The organism is Paenibacillus sp. JNU01, from assembly GCF_059130585.1.
Map to the genome: position 1 here is coordinate 3,735,749 of NZ_CP169723.1, position 21,399 is coordinate 3,757,147.

At 45.9% G+C, this 21,399-nt stretch carries 16 protein-coding genes; 4 read left to right on the forward strand and 12 right to left on the reverse strand.

From position 1 onward, the window contains the following. Positions 1-264: 264 nt before the first annotated feature. From NLBNIHML_RS16235 to NLBNIHML_RS16260, 6 genes are all read right to left on the reverse strand, one after another. The gene (locus NLBNIHML_RS16235; RefSeq protein ID WP_494352303.1) at positions 265-2,661 is read right to left on the reverse strand and encodes an S-layer homology domain-containing protein; all 2,397 of its coding nucleotides are present in this window, start codon (positions 2,659-2,661) and stop codon (positions 265-267) included. A 778-nt stretch (positions 2,662-3,439) separates the two neighbouring features. Continuing rightward, complete coding sequence (locus NLBNIHML_RS16240; RefSeq protein ID WP_494352304.1) at positions 3,440-3,724, reverse strand: hypothetical protein; 285 nt, start codon at positions 3,722-3,724, stop codon at positions 3,440-3,442. Between the two features lie 287 nt (positions 3,725-4,011). After that, positions 4,012-6,600 carry a DUF2339 domain-containing protein gene (locus NLBNIHML_RS16245; protein WP_494352305.1) on the reverse strand — a complete coding sequence of 863 codons (2,589 nt, stop codon included), beginning with the start codon at positions 6,598-6,600 and terminating at the stop codon, positions 4,012-4,014. Between the two features lie 208 nt (positions 6,601-6,808). After that, positions 6,809-8,125: an MFS transporter gene (locus NLBNIHML_RS16250; protein WP_342571398.1), complete on the reverse strand. Its 1,317-nt coding sequence runs from the start codon at positions 8,123-8,125 to the stop codon at positions 6,809-6,811. Positions 8,126-8,396: 271 nt separating this feature from the next. After that, on the reverse strand, positions 8,397-9,041 hold the full coding sequence (locus tag NLBNIHML_RS16255; protein WP_342571399.1) for a bifunctional 2-keto-4-hydroxyglutarate aldolase/2-keto-3-deoxy-6-phosphogluconate aldolase: 645 nt from the start codon (positions 9,039-9,041) through the stop codon (positions 8,397-8,399). Positions 9,042-9,102: 61 nt separating this feature from the next. Beyond that, positions 9,103-9,900, reverse strand: a complete 798-nt coding sequence (locus NLBNIHML_RS16260; protein ID WP_494352306.1) for an IclR family transcriptional regulator — start codon at positions 9,898-9,900, stop codon at positions 9,103-9,105. A 291-nt stretch (positions 9,901-10,191) separates the two neighbouring features. On the opposite strand from NLBNIHML_RS16260, the gene NLBNIHML_RS16265 reads away from it, so the two are divergent. After that, entirely contained in the window at positions 10,192-10,779 is a 588-nt protein-coding gene (locus NLBNIHML_RS16265; protein WP_494352307.1) for a P-loop nucleotide/nucleoside kinase family protein, read from the forward strand. A gap of 291 nt (positions 10,780-11,070) precedes the next feature. Here the strand turns inward: NLBNIHML_RS16265 and NLBNIHML_RS16270 are convergent, their stop codons facing one another. Beyond that, a complete protein-coding gene (locus NLBNIHML_RS16270; RefSeq protein WP_342571402.1) occupies positions 11,071-12,114 on the reverse strand; it encodes an LCP family protein in 1,044 nt (347 codons plus the stop codon). A 112-nt stretch (positions 12,115-12,226) separates the two neighbouring features. Here NLBNIHML_RS16270 and NLBNIHML_RS16275 point away from each other — a divergent pair, with 112 nt between their 5' ends. Beyond that, entirely contained in the window at positions 12,227-13,201 is a 975-nt protein-coding gene (locus tag NLBNIHML_RS16275; RefSeq protein WP_494354720.1) for an aldo/keto reductase, read from the forward strand. Between the two features lie 144 nt (positions 13,202-13,345). Here NLBNIHML_RS16275 and NLBNIHML_RS16280 read toward each other — a convergent pair whose 3' ends face one another. The 3 genes from NLBNIHML_RS16280 to NLBNIHML_RS16290 form a co-directional block, all read right to left on the reverse strand. Further along, a complete protein-coding gene (locus NLBNIHML_RS16280; protein WP_339238681.1) occupies positions 13,346-13,807 on the reverse strand; it encodes a MarR family winged helix-turn-helix transcriptional regulator in 462 nt (153 codons plus the stop codon). A gap of 130 nt (positions 13,808-13,937) precedes the next feature. After that, positions 13,938-14,615 carry a TIGR00266 family protein gene (locus NLBNIHML_RS16285; protein WP_339238682.1) on the reverse strand — a complete coding sequence of 226 codons (678 nt, stop codon included), beginning with the start codon at positions 14,613-14,615 and terminating at the stop codon, positions 13,938-13,940. Beyond that, positions 14,612-15,007, reverse strand: a complete 396-nt coding sequence (locus tag NLBNIHML_RS16290; RefSeq protein WP_017691613.1) for a winged helix-turn-helix transcriptional regulator — start codon at positions 15,005-15,007, stop codon at positions 14,612-14,614. The genes NLBNIHML_RS16285 and NLBNIHML_RS16290 overlap by 4 nt, the downstream gene beginning before the upstream one ends. A gap of 164 nt (positions 15,008-15,171) precedes the next feature. On the opposite strand from NLBNIHML_RS16290, the gene NLBNIHML_RS16295 reads away from it, so the two are divergent. Continuing rightward, a complete protein-coding gene (locus NLBNIHML_RS16295; protein WP_494352308.1) occupies positions 15,172-16,386 on the forward strand; it encodes an MFS transporter in 1,215 nt (404 codons plus the stop codon). Between the two features lie 194 nt (positions 16,387-16,580). Further along, positions 16,581-17,438, forward strand: a complete 858-nt coding sequence (locus NLBNIHML_RS16300; RefSeq protein WP_494352309.1) for an aldo/keto reductase — start codon at positions 16,581-16,583, stop codon at positions 17,436-17,438. Between the two features lie 155 nt (positions 17,439-17,593). Here NLBNIHML_RS16300 and NLBNIHML_RS16305 read toward each other — a convergent pair whose 3' ends face one another. Continuing rightward, on the reverse strand, positions 17,594-19,693 hold the full coding sequence (locus NLBNIHML_RS16305; protein ID WP_494352310.1) for a glycosyl hydrolase family 18 protein: 2,100 nt from the start codon (positions 19,691-19,693) through the stop codon (positions 17,594-17,596). Further along, entirely contained in the window at positions 19,694-21,265 is a 1,572-nt protein-coding gene (locus NLBNIHML_RS16310) for a chitinase (protein ID WP_494352311.1), read from the reverse strand. Between the last annotated feature and the right edge of the window lie 134 nt (positions 21,266-21,399).

A 21,399-nucleotide genomic window follows, 5' to 3' on the forward strand; every position in this document is an offset into this window, starting at 1 on the left:
GCTGTATTTTTTCCTAATGCTTTGCTGACCAATTTGAAACAATTATTAAGTTCATTTGTTGACAATGCGTAGAAAAATCTGGATACGTTACTCACTTCATTTCTTGAAATAATTATTATTAAATGATTAGACTTAACTATAATGTTGTGAATATACAGCAGTTAATTACAATATACAACAAAAAACACCTTCAGGAGATTGTACTGTGAGAGTACCTACTCTGAAGGTGTTTTGTAGAAAAATAGAAAAATTTCTTAATCTTTTTTATTCCTGATAAACATCCACTTTTACATCAGGTTTATGATCTGATGGCATACTAGCTGTAAAAACAACATTATGCCCTATATTAGATACATCCCATCCAATAATAGCTTGCCCGAATGCAGATCTAATTCTATCAGCTACTTCGTCTAGTGTTACTGTTCCTGATAAATTCACATGTTTCACAACTTCATGTATACCATCTTGAAAAACAATTTTTATGATTCCTGAAGGGATTGTACCAGAATCAATTTTTAGGGTTACAACTTGTTTAACACCTGCATAAAACTCAGAACCTGGGGTAGTAATTGAGCTTGAGATCAAGCCTACCCCAGCAGTGGATTCCTCTATTGTAACGGATAAATTAGGATTGTTATTTGAAGCCACTTTAGCTATGAACTTTACAATGTTATCTATGCTCGAAACGTACCAATCAGTTAAAGTCATATCAAATACATTTGCTATCTTTGAGGCTACTTCCTCAGCAGACTCCGTCCCTACTAAACTGACATCCTTCAAAATTGTCACGGCACCGTCTGTATATTTAACCTTAACTTCCCCTATAGCAGTTGCCCCTGAATCAATGACTAAAGTGACCACTTGTTGAACACCTTCAGGACGTACAGCTCCTACTGTAGTAATTTTACTATCCGCCATACCGATTCCTGTGTTTAAACCAGAAAGTCTCGCCAGCGCTTTGCTATTGTTCTCTGTAGGAAGTTTAGCTGTAAAAATCACCTTTGTGCCATTAGCAGATACATTCCAATCGGGAATGGTTGATCCAAATGCTGTTGCTATCTTGTCAGCAAGCTCACTTCCACTTTCAGGGCTTCCCAACATATTCACATGCACTGTCCATGCAGATACTCCATCTGTGAACTTAACTCCTATTGGTCCACCGTCACTCTCCGAATTAGGCAAGCTCAATGTCACGATCTGGGACGTATTCGTATTAGCGTTTCCAGGAGCCGTAAGTTCACTTGAGGGCGCACCAACCCCTGATGCCTCCAGTGTATATACCCGAATATTTTCATTATTCGTACCTGGCTGTTGAGATGTAAAATGCACCTTTTCTCCATCAGATGCCACACTCCATCCTGCAATGGATGTCCCAAATGCTTCCGCTATATTTGATGCTACTTCGACCGCACTTTCTGTGCCTGTAATATAGATGCTTCTGGAAATAGGGGCTCCGCCATCTGTAAAAAAGATATAGTGTGAACCCGGTGCCGTCGCTCCATTTTCTATTACTAAGGTTACTACTTGTGCTGTGCCGGTATTGTTCTCAACGCTTCCTGGGACAGTGATTGTACTTCCTCTTGAAACCACACCTGTCATTATGCTCTCCACCGTTGCTTTAACATTATCGTTATTATTGGAAGGGTTTGCTGCCGTGAAAAGTATACTTGCATTCTGTGTATCCACGTTCCAGGATAATAATTTATTTTCAAAAGCTCTGGCCACTTTAGAAGCTATCTCAACTTTTGATTCATTTCCGTCCAGTTCGACATATACAGCTACTGGATTAACTCCATCTGTAAAAGTTGCACGTAGAAAACCTGGTGTAATTACATCTTTCGTTATTGTCAAAGTAATTACTTGCTCTCTTCCTTGAATTGCTTTGGCTCCTTTAGTAGTAATTATTGCGGACGTCCTTAATCCTGTACCAGGCGAATAGGAGCCAGACCCACCAGGATAACTGGCTGAACTAAAATTACTAGTAGAAGATGTCGGAGGCAATGAAATGACTGGATGATTATCATCCTGAACCTCTATTTTTTGATTCTGAATTGAAGAAAATGCCTTATCCAGTATTACAATAGCCTCAGCTCTTGTAATTGGTGATGCTGGTTTGAATGTCCCATTGGGGTAGCCCGTAATGATATTCTTGGAGAATACAGCACCTATGGCTCCCTTACTCCAGAATAAAAACTCTGACGAATCTTTAAACGATATAACTGCTTTTTCATTACTAGGTAATTTGAGCAAACTAGCTACTATGACTGCTACTTCTTGACGTGTTATTAGATTAGAACTACGAATCGTTTGGTCTTTATAACCTTGTATGTACCCTGCTTTTACTGCTTTTTGTGCTTCTATATACGTCCATTCTGAGGCAGACAAATCAGTAAAATTTACTTCCGCTAGTTGCTTAAATTGAAATTGACGATTAACTAACGCCATAAATTCTCCACGACTAATTACATTATTAGGCCTGAACAAACCGTCGGAGTAGCCTTTGATTAATCCTTTTGAATGCCAATTAATAATGGTAGATTGAGCCCAATGCCCCTCAATATCTGAAGACATATCCTGACCATAGGCAACTTCAACTGACACGAATAACATACTCATAACTAAGATGATTATGTTTATTTTTAGAGTTATTCTTTTAAACATATCCTTCCTCCTATTTTTAATAGATACCACTCAATAATTTATTTTATTATACAAACCTACCTTCACGTCCTTTCTCTTAACGGTGAATATAGAACGAAGACTTACTTGAAATGATCGTTCTAGCCCATTCTTATAAATGTAGTATAACATTTTATAGGAGATATCATTATCATTAATGTAAAGCGAACCCTTTTTAAAGGACATTTCGAAAAAAAACTAGCAACTTGTTGAAGCTGCTGTCTGTATTTTACAGGCGGCAGATTTTTCAAATTCCACTGCCCTCTGATAGTGAATGTATTACGTCATATAACTCCTAATTCTTCGTTTTATTTCTTCTAATTTAGTTCCCATGTTCTTCACTACGGATTGAGATTGGGAGCTCGTATAGTGAAAACCTTGATCGGAATCAATTAAGGCATCTTTTTTTAATGGCGATGCTCTGTAACTTACGAAGCGTTTTTAGTGCAATTTCTATACTTATAAAAGAAGAAACTTCATTCGCTAAAATTTCTTTGTCTGTATGTCTTGAATCGTCGATAAATACGCCCGTTTATTGCCTTTGTACTTTAATGTAATATCTGTTAATAAAACCTTTCCCGCCTCGCTTGCCTGGCTTAAAATAGCGCTATAATACGTTTGGACATGTGCGATCTCTTTCGATGCTTATGCCATTTTACGAGCTGGATTAGTTTTTCGAATGGGACAGATGATTTCAAAATTCTTCATAATACAGGCGGTTAAGCTTTAAGTTGTCGTCATCATGTTTGATTCTCCAGTGTCATTTTGATTTGACATGCTCTTTTTTTCGTCCAAGAAAATGATAAGCCTTTAAAATAATACCCTTTACAATCTCATCTATTTTGGCTTTAGCTACACGCTTTTGCACTGATTTTTCAGAGAAATAATTGTAGGCTCCAGAACGTGATACTTCAATAACGTCACATAAATAGCGAGCCAACCGCTTCAATTTGTACGTTTTAATTGTAAGATGAATGAATTCAAACTTCAGTTCTTCACGATACGAAGCACGCCAACGTTTTCCAGAAGAACGAACACGCTCCAAAAGAGAGGATATATCGTTGCACAGCCCGTAAAGAATGATCCGGAGACAATTGCAGTAACTATAACCCCTGACGGGATAGACTACTATGAGCAAGGATATCTTCATGGAAAAGCAAACGGCTTTCAAGTCGTCAAAGAGATTAAGAACACGAAGTAAAGAATTGTGGAAGGCCTCTGGATATGAAACACTCCCAGATGCCTTCCATTTAGTTCAATTAAAAACATTCACCAGCAATAACGCAGTCCAAACCTCCCCAACACATCATGGGCTGGAAGTATAATTATATATCAATCTTGTTCATCCTCCGGCATAGTGGGTTCGTCGTCAGGCTTCGCTGTCTCTCTGGACTGTATTTCCTCAATCCGGCTCGACACCTTCTGATACAGGTAAGAGATGCCAAGCAGCAGAACACCGAAGCTGAAATAGGCAAAGATTTTGCTGCCCGAGGTAAGCATACCCACATCGTAGAACACCATTTTACCTGTAGCGAATAATGTTAGGCCAAGACCCAGACGCCGAATCATGACATATTTTCTACGGAATCCATAGGCAATATAGAGAATCGCGAGCAGCAGATAGATCAGGCTGAACATCAGCCCCACATCACCCCACTGGAACTGGATCGTCAGGAATACGGTGATGACCCCTAGCAGATATACCCCTGCGATAACCGGGTACCATTCAATGCTCTTGAACTGCCTGCGGATGCCTGCAATCAGCAGATCCCTTCCTGCAAAGAACACCCCTACGTTAAAGATGATTAGCACCAGCAAACCCACAATCTCTGCCGCTGTATGCTGCTGAACTTCCGGCTGAAGCGCTGGCATGGTTAAGGTGACAGCCAGTGCAATACAGCAACCAATGGCATGCAGGAAAGTCGTATACATCTGTACGTATGGATCACGCAACAACTTCACTTTGCTCAATCCATAGGCCAATGCAATGGTCAGCGCTGCAAACATGAGCAGCTTGTAGAACATGTATAACAGGAACGTCCCATCCACAGCTCTGGTATACAATTCATTCGATTCATACAGCACGTATATCCACAGATTGGCGAGTGTTACATACTTGAATCCGTTCAGAAAGCCCAGCTCCAGCGGGCTGTAGTTGAATCTCTCCCTGGCAGATGAGCTGCTGTGAACTGCCCAGGCATAATACAGGGTAATCAGCAGGGTTCCCAGCGTGATGCTGGAGTATTTTAACATGAAGTAAGAACGTTCCCCGATGAAGAATAGCGCCAGCAGGTCATAGTACACGAAAGTGATTAGACATAGCAGCACAATACCCCATCCGGCTCGCTCCACCGACTTGAACCGTTTCAGATGTCCAAGCGTAACCAGCAGAACCCCTTCAATTAACCAGCCCATCGATAACCACTTGGCCCCGAACTGGAACGGAATAATCAGAATGGCAAAGGTCAGGGAAGTGATATAGAAGAGCAGAATGGTCTGTTTCTCCTGAGCCATATTGCGCTGAACGAATCGTGCGAGACCCAGATATACCACGCAGAAGATTAATGCCAACAAGCCCTGAGCATCATTCCAATCTGCCACATCAAATAACACGTATAACATCAGGCAACTAATGGTCGTATTCATAGCAAGCAGAGCGAAATCCCACCAGGTTAACTTCATCCGATGTTTGAACGGATATGCCAGTGTAATGCCCAGATATAATGCAAACGTCACAATGGAATACAACATGCCAATCTTCTCACTTGGCGACAGCCACAAGAGGATAAGCATGGATGGTGTGTTGAACAGGAAACTGATATAGTGCACTACCGGCCATCGTTTGCCGAATGATATGAACACAATAATGCCGTTTAAGAGCAGCAGATAGATCATGGCTACATAGACAGCAGTACCCTCAAGCCCGAACGAGAACATATAGGAGAATAGCGGGAGATATCCGCCCACCAGACCGAGTGAACAGATGGTCTTCGACTGATACCTTAGGGACAACAATACGGAGATTGCCGATACCAATACAGACAGGGCAAGTCCCGTATATAACCCGATAATATGCAGTAAAAAGTAGCTATAGAAGATGGACCCGAATAACACGGAGATCCCGCCCCCTAGCAGCCCCATTGCAAACGTCTGCTTTTTGCGGCGGAACAGCCACTCTCCTCCAGCGAGCATTAGAGCACCCAGCAGGAAAAAGGCTCCGCTCTTCATCTCGTCATTAAACCAGGTCGAGTACGAGTATTGGAACGCTGCTCCAACCCCCAGAATGAGGAGCAGGATGGCTACTTTGTTGATCCAGCTAAGTCCAATCTTCATCTCCATGCGATTCTGCTTGATCCGGCGCTGAATGGTCTCTTCGCTCAATCCCTCCTCCGCCATCTGCTCATATCCATGTTCCATATGCCCACGTAGAGCCTCTTCTCGTTCCCATACGGCTCGCTTGTGTGATTCAATGCGCTCCTTCACCTCTGCCGCCAGGTAAGCAATCCTCTCCTTCATTTGTTGGGAATCCTCTTGTAACTCCTGTGCTGCCTGGTTGTACAGCGCGTTCAGGTTGGACTTGGTTCGATGTTCATGGAAGGCAACTCGATCATTATGTACCGCCGTTTTTCCTTGAAAATACGTTTCCATCTTCTCCCGCGATACCCGGATCAGATTAAGCTTCTCATCCAACATCTGTTCAGATAACGCCATGCGAAGACGTGCATTCTCTTCTTCCATCTTGCGCGAGCGAAGTTCAAGCTGGTGCAGCTTGAGCTTCTGGGCTTCATACTGTTCTTGTAACTGTTCATTCTTAACGATCAGGTCATCGGACTGGTATTCCTGGAGCAAGGCGTGATACTCCTTCGCCAGCTGTTTCTGCTGCTCCTGAACCTGTTCAAGCCGATCCTTAAAATCCTTCATGTACTTCCTCCATTGGTTGATGTTTAATCTTTTCCCTGTATTTTACTATATGTATGCCATAAAAAGAGCTTTTATTTTCCAGTTACTAATCATTCGCTACAGCTAGGCAACAAAAATAAAAACATCAGCATTCCCGGTTTTTGCAATCAAAAACTCAAGGATTTACTGATGTTTTCTAGAATAGAAGTTATCTTTTCATTTAAGGAAATTAGTGAATTGCTTTCGGAATTGGTTTCTTCAGGAATACACCGTAAGAGACAGCGCCCATGAGAAGCAGACCTGCTCCCAGCAAGAATACATTGTTGAAGCTGCCCGTCGTATCCAGAATGTATCCGGTTACAATTGGAGCAAGCGCTGCGCCGAGAAATCCGCCAAAGTTCTGGATGGCCCCAAGTGAGGCTACCTGTTCACCCGGTGCAATATCTGCTGCCAGAGTCCAGATAACACCTGATGGCAGTTGGGATGCGAAGTAACCTACAGACAGAAGCACAATGCTCACAACAGTACTGTCAATAAACGGAATGGGTGCTACCGAAGCAGCTGCCAGAACAGCCCCACCTACGATGGGAACTTTCCGCGAAGTGACCACATTGACTCCTTTTCGAATGAAAAAGTCTGAGATAAATCCGCCTAACAGTACACCGATAATACCGGCTACGAACGGAATAGAGGCAATCCAGCCTGTCTCTTTCAACGTAAAGCCCTGCTCCTTCTCCAGATAACTCGGCAGCCAAGTGAGGTATACCCAGATCGTAAACATGATGCCGAAATTGCCGATAATCATAAACCAAGTGCTTTTGTGCTTGAACAGCGATCCCCAGTTTGCTTTGGGTGCGTCTGCTGCCGCACTTGCATTCGCGTTCTCGCTCTGATCGGCAACCGCATCCGGGCCTTTGATCAATTGCTTCTCCGCAAAAGTCGGATCTCGGTACACCTTGATCCAGATGAGCATGATGATCAGACCAATGACGCCGACAAAAATGAACATGCCTCTCCACGTCATTGTTAACATCAGAACGGTCAATAGCGGCGGTGCAATCGCGTTGGCAATCTGTGAGCCGGTATTGATAATCGAGGTTGGTAATCCGCGCTCACTTTTGGCAAACCAGCGCTCTGTCACCTTCAAGCCGGAGGTGAAGAACGGCGACTCGGATACACCAAGCAGCATCCGCATGGCGTATAACAGTGAATAAGAATTGGTAAATGCACTGAGTATGGTAGCAATGGACCACAGTCCTGAAGCCCATCCAAACATCTTTTTGGGGCCAAACTTGTCAACCAGCCATCCGGCTGGCAAATTCGCTAACGCGTAAGGCCATAGGAAGGCAGACAACAGCAATCCCATCTGTGTGGAGGACAGCCCAAATTCGGCTGCAATGGTTGTATTCGCGATACTCAGATTGGATCGGTCCAAATAGTTAACCACTGCACCCAGCAATAGTAACAGGATAATTCCCCACCTTAATCCCACTTTTGGGGCTTGAGGTACTGAAGCAGGGGACGGTGATGTCTTTAAGGTTGCCATGTAAACTCACTCTCCTCAACACATATAAATATACTAAAATTAAATATTATAGATAAATATGGTAATTAAAGGGCGTAGATAAGAAGCACTGCCTTGTAATCTCAGACAGAAGCTTTTCAAGTATGCGTTTTCATAAGGCAGTATCCGATCCCTTATTTTTAAGGACGTAACCGATCTGCACCATGGGCTCACAACGATAGCTAGTATTTCTTCCCTCTATCGCTGTGAACTTCATTTGCACAGCCAACTAACTTAATCTGATTAAGATAAATTAACGTGCCACGGCTACTGCCTGCAAAAATTCCTCAGCGGCCTTGGTTACTAACCCATAATCGCCAGTCTCTTTGGCTGCTTTGGTGATGTAACTGCCGACGCCAACGCCTACACAACCGGCATCCAGCCATTCATGTACGTTTTGGGGCGTCACTCCGCCAGTAGGAGCAATGGCTGCCTGTGGCAGAGGGGCAGAGATCGCTTTGACATATTGCGGACCTACAGATTCCGCCGGGAACAGTTTCACAATATCTGCTCCCGCTTCAAGACTCTCCACAATTTCCTTAGCTGTGAACGCACCACTGACAGTAACCGCCTGATAGCGATTAGCTACCTTAATCATATCTGGGTTGAGCTGAGGACTAACCAACATCTCGGCCCCCGCCAATATCGCTGCACGTGCCGTCTCACCATCCAATATTGTGCCCGCCCCAATCAGAATGCCTTGGGATGCATATTTGCGAGACAACACCTTGATTACATCCAAAGCTCCCGGAACACTCATCGTAATTTCAAGCGCCCGAATACCTCCTGCAATCGCCGCTTCTGCAACGGATAATGCTTCTTCTTCACTGTCCGAACGGATAATCAATACGATTCCGGTTTCAGCGATGATTTTCATGTTTTCCAGCTTTCTCCACATCCAAATAACCTCCTGATTCCTGTTGTGCCTATTAATGGGGTTTAATTCAATTCAATTCAATTTACTCTTCTGTCTTGGGATACAGTCGATCACCGCTATAACCCAGTTGGCCCGAAAGCTTCCAAGCAGCTTCCTTGACCAGTCGTACAATGTTCTCCTCACGTTCAGGAGTCATATTGGAATACATGCTGGCAACGCTGATTGCCGCGACAGGCTCATTCCACTGATCATAGACAGCAGAGCCGATGCAATACATCTCCAGATGGTCCTCCCGGTCATCAATCGAGTAGCCACGCTCCCGAATCTCCTGCATATCTTGCAAAATATCAGGAATGGTTACTTTAGAGAAGGATGTACGCGAAGGGAGTTCACCGCTACCTACAATCTCCAGCACCTTGCCGATGGGGAGCGCTGCCAGCAAAGCTTTGCCTAGCCCAGTTGTATGCATATATCTGCGGGAACCGAGTTTCGCTGTTGGTCGCATAACCGAATAGCTCTCGGCCTTGTCGAGATATACAATCCGCCCCTTATCCTCAATCCCGAGAAATGCAGTGCTTCCCGTTTGGCGATTTAGTTCTTGAAGCAAGGGTCTTGCCATATGAGGAATACCCATATTAGACAAGTACGCCATACCTGTCTCAAACACGGCAATGCCCAGCCGGTAGGTTTTGAGACGAACATCATCCATTTCGATAAACCCTTTATGCAGCAAGGTCTGTACCAGTTCAAACCCGCTGCTCTTAGGCATGCTCATTTGTTTGCAGATCTCATTCAGTGTTAATGGAGCACCACTTTTGGCAAATAGAACGAGTAGATCCGCGACTCGTTCAGCAGATTTATTCATGCGAATATTGTCCATATTGTCTCCTTAAAAATCTTCGACGTCGAAGTTCGCATATGTGAACTTAATTCACATCACCGAACGATGCCCTCATTATAGATCAGCCGTACAGAAAATATCAACCGCTTTCTTAAAACTTTTTTTGTCCACTATTTCATCAAAAAGGATTGTATTTCTGTAGAAAACGGTATACTCTAATAGAAATTGTTCACTGATGTGAATATAGTTCACATATACGAACCAAGAACGTAAGCATTCATTGCAAATCCATATCATCTGGATCTACTTTAGAGGGGGTACATCTAATCTATGAAACCTATCCTTATTTTTTTGATCGGCCCCGCCGGATCGGGCAAGTCTACCATAGGCAAAAAACTGGCTGCTGGGCATCCATTTTGTTATCTGGACAAAGATGTTGTATGTAACACTTTTACGGGGAAGCTTTTGGAAGCACATGGCTATTCGCCTCATGAACGTGATGGTAACACCTATTACCGCGATACCGTTATGGACCTCGAATATGAGACATTGTTAAACGTGGCGAATGACAATCTGCAATTAGGTAGATCTGTCATCTTGGATGCACCATTTGTCGGTTACTTTAGCGAAAGCGATTACATTAATCTTTTGACTGCCAAATATGAGTGGGAATCTGTCATACCTGTGGTGTTGAGGGTGGAGGTAGATGTGAATGTTCTTCAACAACGGCTTCAGAGCCGTGGTCTGGAACGGGACCGATGGAAGCTGGATCACTGGGATACCTTTGTCCAGGGAATGCAAGCTAACACATGTATGTGGGAGAATATCGAAGTCATTTCTGTAGACAACAGCTCAGATGAATTTGATCTTAGCGATCTGACTGCTCTATTACCTAAGTCAGCCGCCATGTCGTCTTGAAGTCCATAGAACGGTAATGACTGAGGAGACTGAAGTCAAAGCTCGTCAACGTAGCACCGTTATGCCATAAAAAAAGCACACGGGAGAGCATACTCTCTTCCGTGTACTTTGCTATATCTTAATGGCACAAAAACCAATCTATTTTTTTCTACTCTAACCGCCACTACTGTACTACTACTACTACTACTACTACTACTACTACTACTACTATTACTATTACTATTACTATTACTATTACTATTACTACGGGGTATCGCTATTCCTGCAAAAAATTCTTCTGCTGCTTCTGTACTAGGTTTTATCCGCCGCACCGTTCTCGTCGGTTGTCTCCGGTTCAATAATCTCGGTCGCATCCGGGTCCAGCCAACTGGCGATCATGCCACGCACATATTGCAGATCGTCCTCTGACAGGTCATAGTACCATGTACCACTGCGCATCGCGCCATCACCCTTCAGCATATAGTTGCTGATCGTGGGTGCATTGTCTTTCATATATAAGGACTCGGCAAACTTCACGATGAAGTCCGAAGTCATGTTGGTTGTAAAATTCGATCCGGCAATCTGGATGACGTCCGGGATCTTGGTCAGATTTTTGACCTCCAGCGCACGATTCATGAAGGCACTTAGGAAAATCCGGTGACGCATCGTCCGATTGAAATCGGAATCTTCCCGGTAACGCACATAACCAAGCGCTTCTTCGCCGCTATAGATCGGTTTGTTGGCTTCAACGAACAGTTTCTCATGCGCTTTTGATTTGTTCTCGATGTTTTTCTTGATCGGCAGTTCAACACCACCCACCGCATCAACAATATCCTTGAGCCCATTAAAATTAATCGCGGCATAGAAATCCACTTTGTTCCCGAGCAAATTCTCCACCGTATCCATCGCCATCTTGGCTTCACCGTGGGCGTACGCTGAGTTAATCTTCGACTTCACATCCCGCCCGACAATCTCGGTATAGGAATCACGTGGAATGGACAGCAGCAGCACTTTATTGTCTTCTGGACGCACGACGGAATAGATGATCGTATCCGAACGGCTTGGTTCGTTATCGCGTTGATCAATACCGAGCAACAACAGCGAGAATGGGTCCGTATGTTCCACGACAGGGGCATCCTTATCGCCAGCTGGTTTAAAGGAGTCATCCAAGGCTTCCTTCACCGTACCGGAGGCGAACATATTAAAGGCAAACACGACGAGTTGCTTTTGATAAATAAATCCGAGTCCTCCGAGCACAAGCAGCACACTTAGGGTGATGATTAATGGCTTCTTCCATTTCTTCTTCGGTTTCTTCGGCTTCCGTCTTGTTAAATGTGCAGCACTGTTTTCCATCATATCTCCTTTAATAACGGGTTCTTAGAATCATTTAACTATATTAATAACACGTTGACAATAGATTACGTTATAATCTGCATTACATAAATGAACATAAAGGGAGCGATGAATGATGGAATATCGACGTTTGGGCAATAGTGGTTTACGGGTATCGGCACTGGGGCTCGGCACCAATGCATTTGGCAAACGCGCGGATGAAGCAGCTTCTACCCGCATTATTCATGCAGCGATGGATCAGGGCATCAACTTTATCGATACCGCCAATATCTACGCAGGTACCGAATCAGAACGCATCATTGGACAGGCACTCACAGGTCGTCGGGAAAACGCGGTGCTTGCGACCAAAGCCGGACTTCCCCGGCATGACGGTCCCCATGGGCGCGGTTCCTCCCGCTACCATCTGCAACAAGAGCTGGAACATAGCCTGCAGCGTCTGCAAACCGATTATGTGGATCTGTATCAGATCCACACCTTTGATCCGCATACACCGCTGGATGAGACACTCCGCACGCTGGACGATATGGTCACTTCCGGCAAAGTTCGGTACATCGGCGCCTCCAATTACGCAGCCTGGGAGCTGATGAAAGCTCTCGGGATCAGTGAACAGAAAGGTTATGTGCGCTACATCTCTACCCAAACCAGCTACTCCCTGGCAGACCGTACGCCTGAACTGGAATTGGTACCGATGTGTCTGGATCAGGGTGTAGGCATTATCCCGTATTTCCCGCTCGCAGGCGGTATTCTGACGGGTAAATATAACGGACAGGCCAGCGTGCCTTCCGGCTCCAGAGCCGACACCGACCCGACCTTCAATCGTTTTCTGCTGGAGCATAATCTTCAACTGAGTGAACAAGTGAGTGCCAAAGCTGCTTCATACGGGTGTTCCCCGAGTGTGCTGTCTCTCGCATGGCTACTGACACGTCCGGCTGTATCCACAGTCATTGTTGGCGCTACAGGCACCGAACAGCTGGAGCATAATCTGGCTAGTCTGGATATGTCACTGCCCGATGAGCTGTTGACCGATCTGGATCAGATCAGTGACTCTTTCCGTCGCCGCGAGCCATTTGCGTCCTACCGAATCGATTAAAGTAAATGAAATGAACCTCCCGACGGATAAAGTCAGGAGGTTCATTTTGATTTTTGTATAGACATTATAATCATAAGTATTCAGAAAATTCCCAATTCCACTACAATCTGTAGTTTAATAAATTAAAAAAAATCTTATTATGGATTAGCCCTCTGTTTTTTGGCGAAGAAACTCCTGCATGATCTGCATATACTCTTCCTTACGATCATCCAAAGTTTCGAAAAAAGCCTTGTCCGACTCCTCAACCAAGTGGATTCCTTCAATGGCCAATCGGGTCCCTTCTTCCGTTGTGGTAATTATATTGGCACGTGTATCCGTCTGATGACGAGCACGCGTAATCAAGCCTCTCTTTTCAAGAGCACGCAGAACCTGAGAAGTCACATTAACATCTACTTTGGCAAATTGTGCAATCTGAACCTGAGTGACTCCCTTGCCTTCCTCATCACGTTCATTGAGCCACAGACAGGCATGCAACAATACAAATTGGGGCTGTGTCAGTTCGAGTGGCTCCAGCACCCTGCGTACTTCCTTTTGCCACATCGCTGTAACCTGCCATAACAGATATCCCGGGCTTTCTTGTGCGTTTTTATACCGTGAGCTTTTCATCTCATACCTCCATGATGTGCGACCTTATGCAACAGATTATGTACCCACCAGTCAATGAAGTAAATCCATTATTCATATAACGATGATGGAGATACATCCGTTGCAACCCTGTGTGTTCTTTTGAATAAAATTAGCGCGTTGGGATGAACTGCTTCACCCATTGTCCGAATCCTTGCGGATTACGGCTCTGTATAAGAATGGTCCCTTCTCCACGGAACCGGCATACCAATCCTTCTCCACTTGTAACACTGGATAACCAGCCCTGTGAAGCCTTCTCTATACGGTAATCTACATAATGAGGCCATGCCACCAGATGAGCGTTATCCACGATCATTTCTTCACCTGCTGCCAGATTAATCGCATGGATTGCTCCGTAGGAAGACAGAAATACAGTTCCACGTCCACTGATCTCAATAATGAAGAAACCTTCTCCCGAAAAGAGACCTTTCTTCAGGTTTTGCATTTTGGTATTCACCTGTATGCCCTCGGTCCCCGCTAGAAATCCGTCTTTCTGCACATAGAGTGAATAGGAACCGTCCAATTCGACAGCTTCTACATCGCCCATGCTTGAAGGTGAGAGCAGAATCTCTGCCGGCCCGCCCGCAGCCGTTAGTTCCTGAAAGAAGAACTTCTCTCCGCTCAGCATTCGACCGAACCCGGCAAACATTCCACCTTCTGCTGAACCCTTCAGTTCAACCGTTGGCGTCATGGATACCATCGCACCGCTTTCGGCCTTGAAACGCTCTCCCCGCTGCAAATGTACCTTAAGCATCGCAAAAGCACCATCATATAGAATCTCATAGTTCACGGCTGCACCAGCTCCCTATTGTCAGAGTTAAAATCATTGAGCCCATTGTCTTCCAGAACTGCTGATTTGTCTCCGTATTCCTTCACAATATGTTGATCTCCCCAATTACAGAGCGCATTGAGAATCGGTTCAAGACTCCGCCCGTAATCACTTAATTCGTATTCTACTTTGGGAGGGACCTGATTGTATACGATTCGGTTAACGATCCCGTCGTTTTCAAGCTCTCTCAGTTGTTGTGTTAACATTTTCTGTGTAATTGCGGGCATAATACGCTTGAGATCACTGGTTCGTCTTTTCCCATGTGTCAGATGACAGAGAATGACGCATTTCCATTTGCCACCGATCACCTCCAGAGTAGCTTCAACCGAGATGTTATATTTCTTTCTGACCATAACTTGTTACCTCCCTGATGAATTGGATTACATCCGTCGCATGCTGTATAGGCACCAAAAAGTACGTAGGGTACTAAAAAGTACGTACTATTCAATCTATACTGAATAACTCATAATAGCATTTGCCGGTACGTAAATCTACATTCGGGGGAGTTGAGCAAGAAATGTTACAAGATTCAAAACGCAGCACATGGGCGCTGCTGGCACTGGCCATTAGTGCGTTCGCCATCGGTACCACAGAATTTATCAGCGTTGGGCTCCTGCCCCTCATTGCAGATGACCTGGGCATTTCCGTAACTACAGCGGGACTGACCGTTACTTTATATGCATTGGGCGTTACTTTTGGGGCTCCTGTTCTGACCTCACTGACGTCTACCATATCACGCAAAACGCTATTGCTTGCCATCATGATTGTATTCATCGCAGGTAACACGATGGCTGCGCTATCGACAGGCATTACCATGTTACTCATAGCACGAGTGATATCCGCGCTGGCACATGGCGTATTCATGTCCATCGGCTCCACCATCGCAGCGGATCTGGTACCTGCCAACCGTAGGGCGAGTGCCATTGCCATCATGTTCTCCGGTCTGACCATTGCCACAGTAACCGGTGTACCTCTTGGTACACTTATCGGTCAACATATGGGATGGCGCGCTGCATTTATCCTGATTGTTGGGGTTGGCATCATTGCGATGATTGGAAACCTCATACTCGTGCCATCCACGTTGAAGCGAGGAACACGAACGGCATTTCGGGATCAGCTGAAGCTGGTTACAGGTGGGCGCTTGCTGCTTGCTTTTGCCATTACTGCTGTTGGGTACGGAGGAACATTTGTTGTCTTCACGTATCTGTCCCCATTGTTGCATGATATCAGTGGATATTCCGAGAAAACAGTCGCGTTCATTCTGTTGTTGTACGGAATTGCCATTGCTGTCGGCAACATCATCGGCGGCAGAGCAGCCAATCGTAACCCGCTCAAGGCGCTCTTCTACATGTTCATCATTCAGACCATCATTCTAGGTGTCATGTACTTCACCGTTCCGTTTAAGCTGGCAGCACTGCTCACCATTATGGGGATGGGGCTACTTGCCTTCATGAATGTGCCTGGTCTTCAGATGTACGCTGTAACTTTGGCTGAACGATATGCACCACAGGCCAAAGATGTAGCCTCAGCCTTTAACATCGCCGCATTTAATGCCGGGATTGCTATAGGTGCCTATTTGGGTGGCGTGATCAATGACTCCATTGGTCTGATTCACACGACATGGGTCGGAGCCTTGATGGTTCTTGTAGCTGTAATCCTGACCGCATGGGCTAAAATGCTGGAAAGCAAGGATCAACATGGGTCCGTCAACATGGAGAAAGCTTCATTCTAATTTCCATTCCGATTTTGGGTCTCACTCTGATATATTTCCATGCCAGTCTTCAAGGGGAACCGGTTTCATATCGTATTTTATTATACTATATACGTTGAACCCAATTTGATCTACTATGATTTAATTTTGTATGATAAAAAATGATAACTCAGCTTGAAATCACTGATTTTTACACACTTTAAGGAGGAAATCTCATGACAACAGCTCAAACCGCACAACATTTACAATCCACAGTAAGTCTGCATAACGGTGTTTCTATGCCTTGGTTCGGATTAGGTGTATTTAAGGTAGAAGAAGGGACTGAATTGGTTGATGCTGTGAAAAATGCAATTAAACATGGCTACCGCAGTATCGATACTGCTGCAATATACGGTAATGAATCCGGTGTTGGACAAGCGATTGCAGAAGCTTTGCAAGAAAACAACCTGAAACGCGAAGAACTGTTTGTTACATCTAAAGTATGGAATGCAGACCTCGGATATGAAGAGACACTTGCTGCTTTTGATACCACATTGAACAAACTGGGATTGGAATACCTGGATCTGTATCTGATTCATTGGCCTAAAGCAGGCAAATACAAAGCAGCCTGGAAAGCCATGGAGGAGCTGTACGCAGCCGGCCGCATTAAGGCCATCGGTGTGAGTAACTTCCAGATTCATCACCTCGAAGACCTGATGCAGGATGTCAAAGTGAAACCGATGATCAATCAGGTGGAATACCACCCTCGCCTGACTCAGGTAGAACTCAAGGCTTTCTGCGAAAAGCATGGTATCCAGCTCGAAGCATGGTCACCTCTGATGCAAGGTCAGCTGTTGGACAATCCAGTACTCACGGCTATTGCTTCAGCCAAAGGCAAATCCGTTGCACAAGTCATCCTGCGTTGGGATCTGCAAAATGGAGTCATTACCATTCCGAAGTCCACCAAGGAACACCGGATTATTGAGAATTCCTCCATCTTCGACTTTGAACTTTCCAATGAAGAGATGGATCAGATCAGTGCTCTGAACGAAGATGTACGCGTTGGACCTGATCCGGACAACTTCGATTTTTAATGAATAACCTTTTGCGAGCCTGCGTTGTTTGACATAACATAACGAAAAACCACCGGATCAGGAGCCGGTGGTTTTTCGTTATATTCTCTTCCCTATAGCCAAACCTCGCTAACACTGCAATAATTCAATTCAAAATGAGGTATTGCATATTTTAACTATTGAACCTGCCACAATGCAGGAACATTGGAAGGTTCCCACCCAGGCAAGGAAGTGTGGGACTGCAAACATTTATACGTCTTGCCGCTATACGTGACCAGCTGTCCTACAGTATAGGCTGTATTCGCCTGCCAGGCGGAAACGCCCGGGTTCGTCGTCCCTGCTGCCGTTTTCACAGTCAACGCATTGCTCGCAACAGAACTATTCCCCGCCGCATCCTTTGCTTTTACCGTAAATGTATACGAGGTATCCGCAGCGAGCCCACTGATCGTTGCTGTCGTTCCGGTGACAGATGTCGCCAAAGCCGTTCCATTGTACACATCATAACCCGTTACACCCACGTTATCCGTAGATGCCGCCCAGCTCAGCGTTATGCTGGATGCCGTTTGCGCTGTCGATGCCAGGTTCATCGGTGCAGTTGGCGCTTGCGTATCACCTCCAGGCTGAGTCGTGGTGCTTACAGTTACAGCATTACTGGCTGCAGACAGATTACCTGCCGCATCTTTTGCTTTAATCGTAAAGGTATAGGAAGTACCCGCGGACAGACCGCTGATTGTTGCGGTCGTTCCGTTGACGGAGGCAGCAAGATTGGCACCATTGTAGACGTTATACCCGGTAACCCCGACATTATCCGTTGAAGCATTCCAAGCGAGCGTCACCGAGTTGACCGTCACACCTGTCGAGCGGGCATTTCCCGGTACGCTTGGCGCCGTCGTATCTGCTGGAGGTACTGTACCTCCGGTAGGCAGATCAGCTTTCAGTTTATTTTGGAGTGTTTTGTTACGGTCACCGCTAAGCTCCCAGAACATCGCACCGCCGAGCCCCTTGCTCTTGATATAAGCGGTTTTATATCCAATCGACTCCGCATCATCATAGCTAATAAAACGCTTGTTGGATGCATTATAGAGATATGGCACTTTGGCCGTATCATTCCAGTAACGCGTGTACCCGTTTTTGTTAATGTAGTTGGTCTCCAGATCATAGAAGTCAAAGGAACCTGCTTCCCATGTTCCAACGGATGAACCTCCCGTGCAGGTCTGATACTGGCCATTGCCCGCCTGTGCGCATCCATCCCAGCCGCGGCCATAGAATGGAACACCAAGCACAAGTTTGGCGGCTGGTACTCCGGCATTCAGATGCCCTTGTGCTCCGGTAGCCACATTAAATGTATTGGCATCCGGCACCCCGGCAGCCGAAGCCGCAGGGTCATAGTTTAACGGCGCGTTATGCGCGCTGACTTTTTGCCAGGCCCCGTTAAAATCGTATGTCATAATGTTAATCCAATCGACGATGGAAGCTATGTTGGCAAGCTCAGTATTTGCAGCATAGGTCGTCGACGCTCCGCTTGCAATCGTAAGCAGATACTTCTTGCCGTCCACAGCTCCAGCGGCATCCAGCTTCTCACGGATTTTGCTCAGAAGCAGCGTGTAATTTTGCTTATCCTCCGGACGTTTGCTGTTACCATCCAGCCCGCCTGATACCGGGTACTCCCAGTCCAAATCTACCCCGTCAAAATTGTATTTTCGCAGGAAGTCGACGGCAGAGTTCGCAAATACCTCCCGTGTTGCAGCAGTCGCAGCCACATCAGAGAAGCGGTTGGACCATGTCCATCCTCCGACAGAGATGATCGCCTTCAGATTAGGATTGATCTGTTTCAGCTTGTTCAGCTGATTGATATTGCCTGCAATGGGCTGATCCCACGTATCCCCTGCAAATGTCTTGCCGGTATCAATCCATGGATCGCCAAGTACGATTGTTCCATTCGGTACATTGATTGTCTGGCTCTTTTCATTCTGGCATGTCCAGGTCACCGGATTAGGGCCCGAAGGGTCCGGATTCCCATGAACACCGTTCCAGCAGATATCGGCAAAAGCATAGTTGATATGCGTAACCTTGGTTGGGTCGATATCCGTTACGTTATAGTTTCTCCCGTACGCAGCCCAAGACGGGTAGTAACCGACAATTTTATAAGAATCGGCTGCTGACGCCGTAGCGGGTTGGAGCACAAAAGAAGGAACAATGATGGATAAGAGCAGGGATAGACCCAGTAAAAACGTTGCAGTCTTCTTGAAAGCAGTGTGTTTATTGAAAGGTATCATCTAATACACAACCTCCTTTGTCGTTTGCGTACTCAGCCCATTCAGGAACGGACGATGTGCGCTCGAAAACTGGTTATTCGTATATGCGTCCCAATTGATTGACCAGGTCATAATCCCTTTTATCCCCGCATAACCCGCAGGCTGGCGCAAAGTATAGGAACCGCCGTACGACACACCTTTGATTAGGTAATTCAGCGCCTTCTGCAGTTCGGTTGGCGTGGTATACCCGCCCCCGGCAGCCTGTTGGGAGGCCGGTACGCCGATCGCAATCTGGTCCGGTCGCAGGGCACTAAAGAACGGGCCTGAGCTGCTGCCTACATGGAAGCCTTGAAGCAGCATCTCCGCCATGGCCACATGGAAATCAGCTGTTCCTTGCGCGTAAGAGCGTCCATCCAACCCCACCATGGAGCCCGTGTTATAGTGCTGCACATGAAGCAAGGTCAGGTCATCACGCAAGGCATGGATGACTGGCAAGTAAGCTCCCCAAGGGCCGCCGTAGCTCAGATATCCACCCTGTACATAGGCCGTCTCCGGCGCAGCCGTCAGGATGAAATTGGCGCCGAAGTGTGACTTAACCGCTTTCACGCCTTGGATGAGGTTAATAATTTTCGGTGTAGTTGGACTACGGAAATCGGTATCCCCTGCATTCAGAGAGAGGGAACTTCCTTCCAGATCGATATCAAGACCATTGAAACCATACGTAGAAATGATTGATTTTAACGAATCTTCGAATTGTTGTCTCTTGGTCGCGTCGGTAAGCTCAATGGTACCGTTGGCTCCCCCCATGGAAAGCAGTACTTTTTTCCCCTGGCTTTGCAGGTAGGCAATATCAGATTTGAATTCGGATACCGTTGCATTGTATGGAGTAAAAGCAAGCGTTCCGCTGCCATGTGAAATTGGTTCGGCAAAGGAGACATTAATGACGTCATAGGCTGTTGATACGTTACGAAGTCTGATATTCGTTGAACCATTATCGAAGTTGTGCCAGTAGCCGATCAGCCATTTGCTGCCGGTTGGCCCAGGATTGGAAGACCCGTTGGAAGTCGTTACACTGAGGGAGGTGCTCGCAGCGGATATATTGCCTGCGGCATCTTTGGCTTTTACCGTAAAAGCATAGGTCGTGCTAGCTGTCAGTCCCGTGACTACAGCTGTTGTAGTTGAAGTACTTGTCACAAGAACGCCGTTCCGGTACACCTCATATGCCACTACACCCACATTATCCGTGGATGCATTCCAGGCAAGGCTAACGGAGGTGTTCGTTATGGCGGATGAAGTCAGACCCGCAGGAACAGAAGGCGGTGCCGTATCTGGCGTTGGCGTTTCCCCTCCCGAACCTTCCCCGACGTATTTCCACAACGCGGGTACAACAGAGGGCTCCCATCCGGTCAATGCCGTGTGGGCCTGAATACACTCATAATCTTTATTTTGATAAGTGACGAGGTCTCCTTTCTTGTATGCGGTGCCTGCCTGCCACTGGGCGGCGGCATCGGCTCTCGGTGCAAACCACAAAAGAAGTAGAAGAAATGCCAAAGCAAATGTAATAACCGGGCGGAATCGAACAGCTTGATTCAAGCAAAATCCCTCCTGTACTAATGATACGTTCACCTTGCAAACAAAGATATCCATCGTCCACCTGCATCTGATCTGTGATCGATTAGAGCCAGCCTCATTCAGCCATCTGATGTTGCGTGTCGCTTCACTCCCTT

What these genes read in the sequence shown, in the direction of transcription:
- NLBNIHML_RS16235 (WP_494352303.1), bottom strand. Translation starts at nt 2,661, where the DNA reads ATGTTTAAAAGAATAACTCTAAAAATAAACATAATCATCTTAGTTATG.
- NLBNIHML_RS16245 (WP_494352305.1), bottom strand. Translation starts at nt 6,600, where the DNA reads ATGAAGGATTTTAAGGATCGGCTTGAACAGGTTCAGGAGCAGCAGAAA.
- NLBNIHML_RS16250 (WP_342571398.1), bottom strand. Translation starts at nt 8,125, where the DNA reads ATGGCAACCTTAAAGACATCACCGTCCCCTGCTTCAGTACCTCAAGCC.
- NLBNIHML_RS16255 (WP_342571399.1), bottom strand. Translation starts at nt 9,041, where the DNA reads ATGTGGAGAAAGCTGGAAAACATGAAAATCATCGCTGAAACCGGAATC.
- NLBNIHML_RS16260 (WP_494352306.1), bottom strand. Translation starts at nt 9,900, where the DNA reads ATGGACAATATTCGCATGAATAAATCTGCTGAACGAGTCGCGGATCTA.
- NLBNIHML_RS16265 (WP_494352307.1), top strand. Translation starts at nt 10,192, where the DNA reads ATGAAACCTATCCTTATTTTTTTGATCGGCCCCGCCGGATCGGGCAAG.
- NLBNIHML_RS16270 (WP_342571402.1), bottom strand. Translation starts at nt 12,114, where the DNA reads ATGATGGAAAACAGTGCTGCACATTTAACAAGACGGAAGCCGAAGAAA.
- NLBNIHML_RS16275 (WP_494354720.1), top strand. Translation starts at nt 12,227, where the DNA reads ATGGAATATCGACGTTTGGGCAATAGTGGTTTACGGGTATCGGCACTG.
- NLBNIHML_RS16280 (WP_339238681.1), bottom strand. Translation starts at nt 13,807, where the DNA reads ATGAAAAGCTCACGGTATAAAAACGCACAAGAAAGCCCGGGATATCTG.
- NLBNIHML_RS16290 (WP_017691613.1), bottom strand. Translation starts at nt 15,007, where the DNA reads ATGGTCAGAAAGAAATATAACATCTCGGTTGAAGCTACTCTGGAGGTG.
- NLBNIHML_RS16295 (WP_494352308.1), top strand. Translation starts at nt 15,172, where the DNA reads ATGTTACAAGATTCAAAACGCAGCACATGGGCGCTGCTGGCACTGGCC.
- NLBNIHML_RS16300 (WP_494352309.1), top strand. Translation starts at nt 16,581, where the DNA reads ATGACAACAGCTCAAACCGCACAACATTTACAATCCACAGTAAGTCTG.
- NLBNIHML_RS16305 (WP_494352310.1), bottom strand. Translation starts at nt 19,693, where the DNA reads ATGATACCTTTCAATAAACACACTGCTTTCAAGAAGACTGCAACGTTT.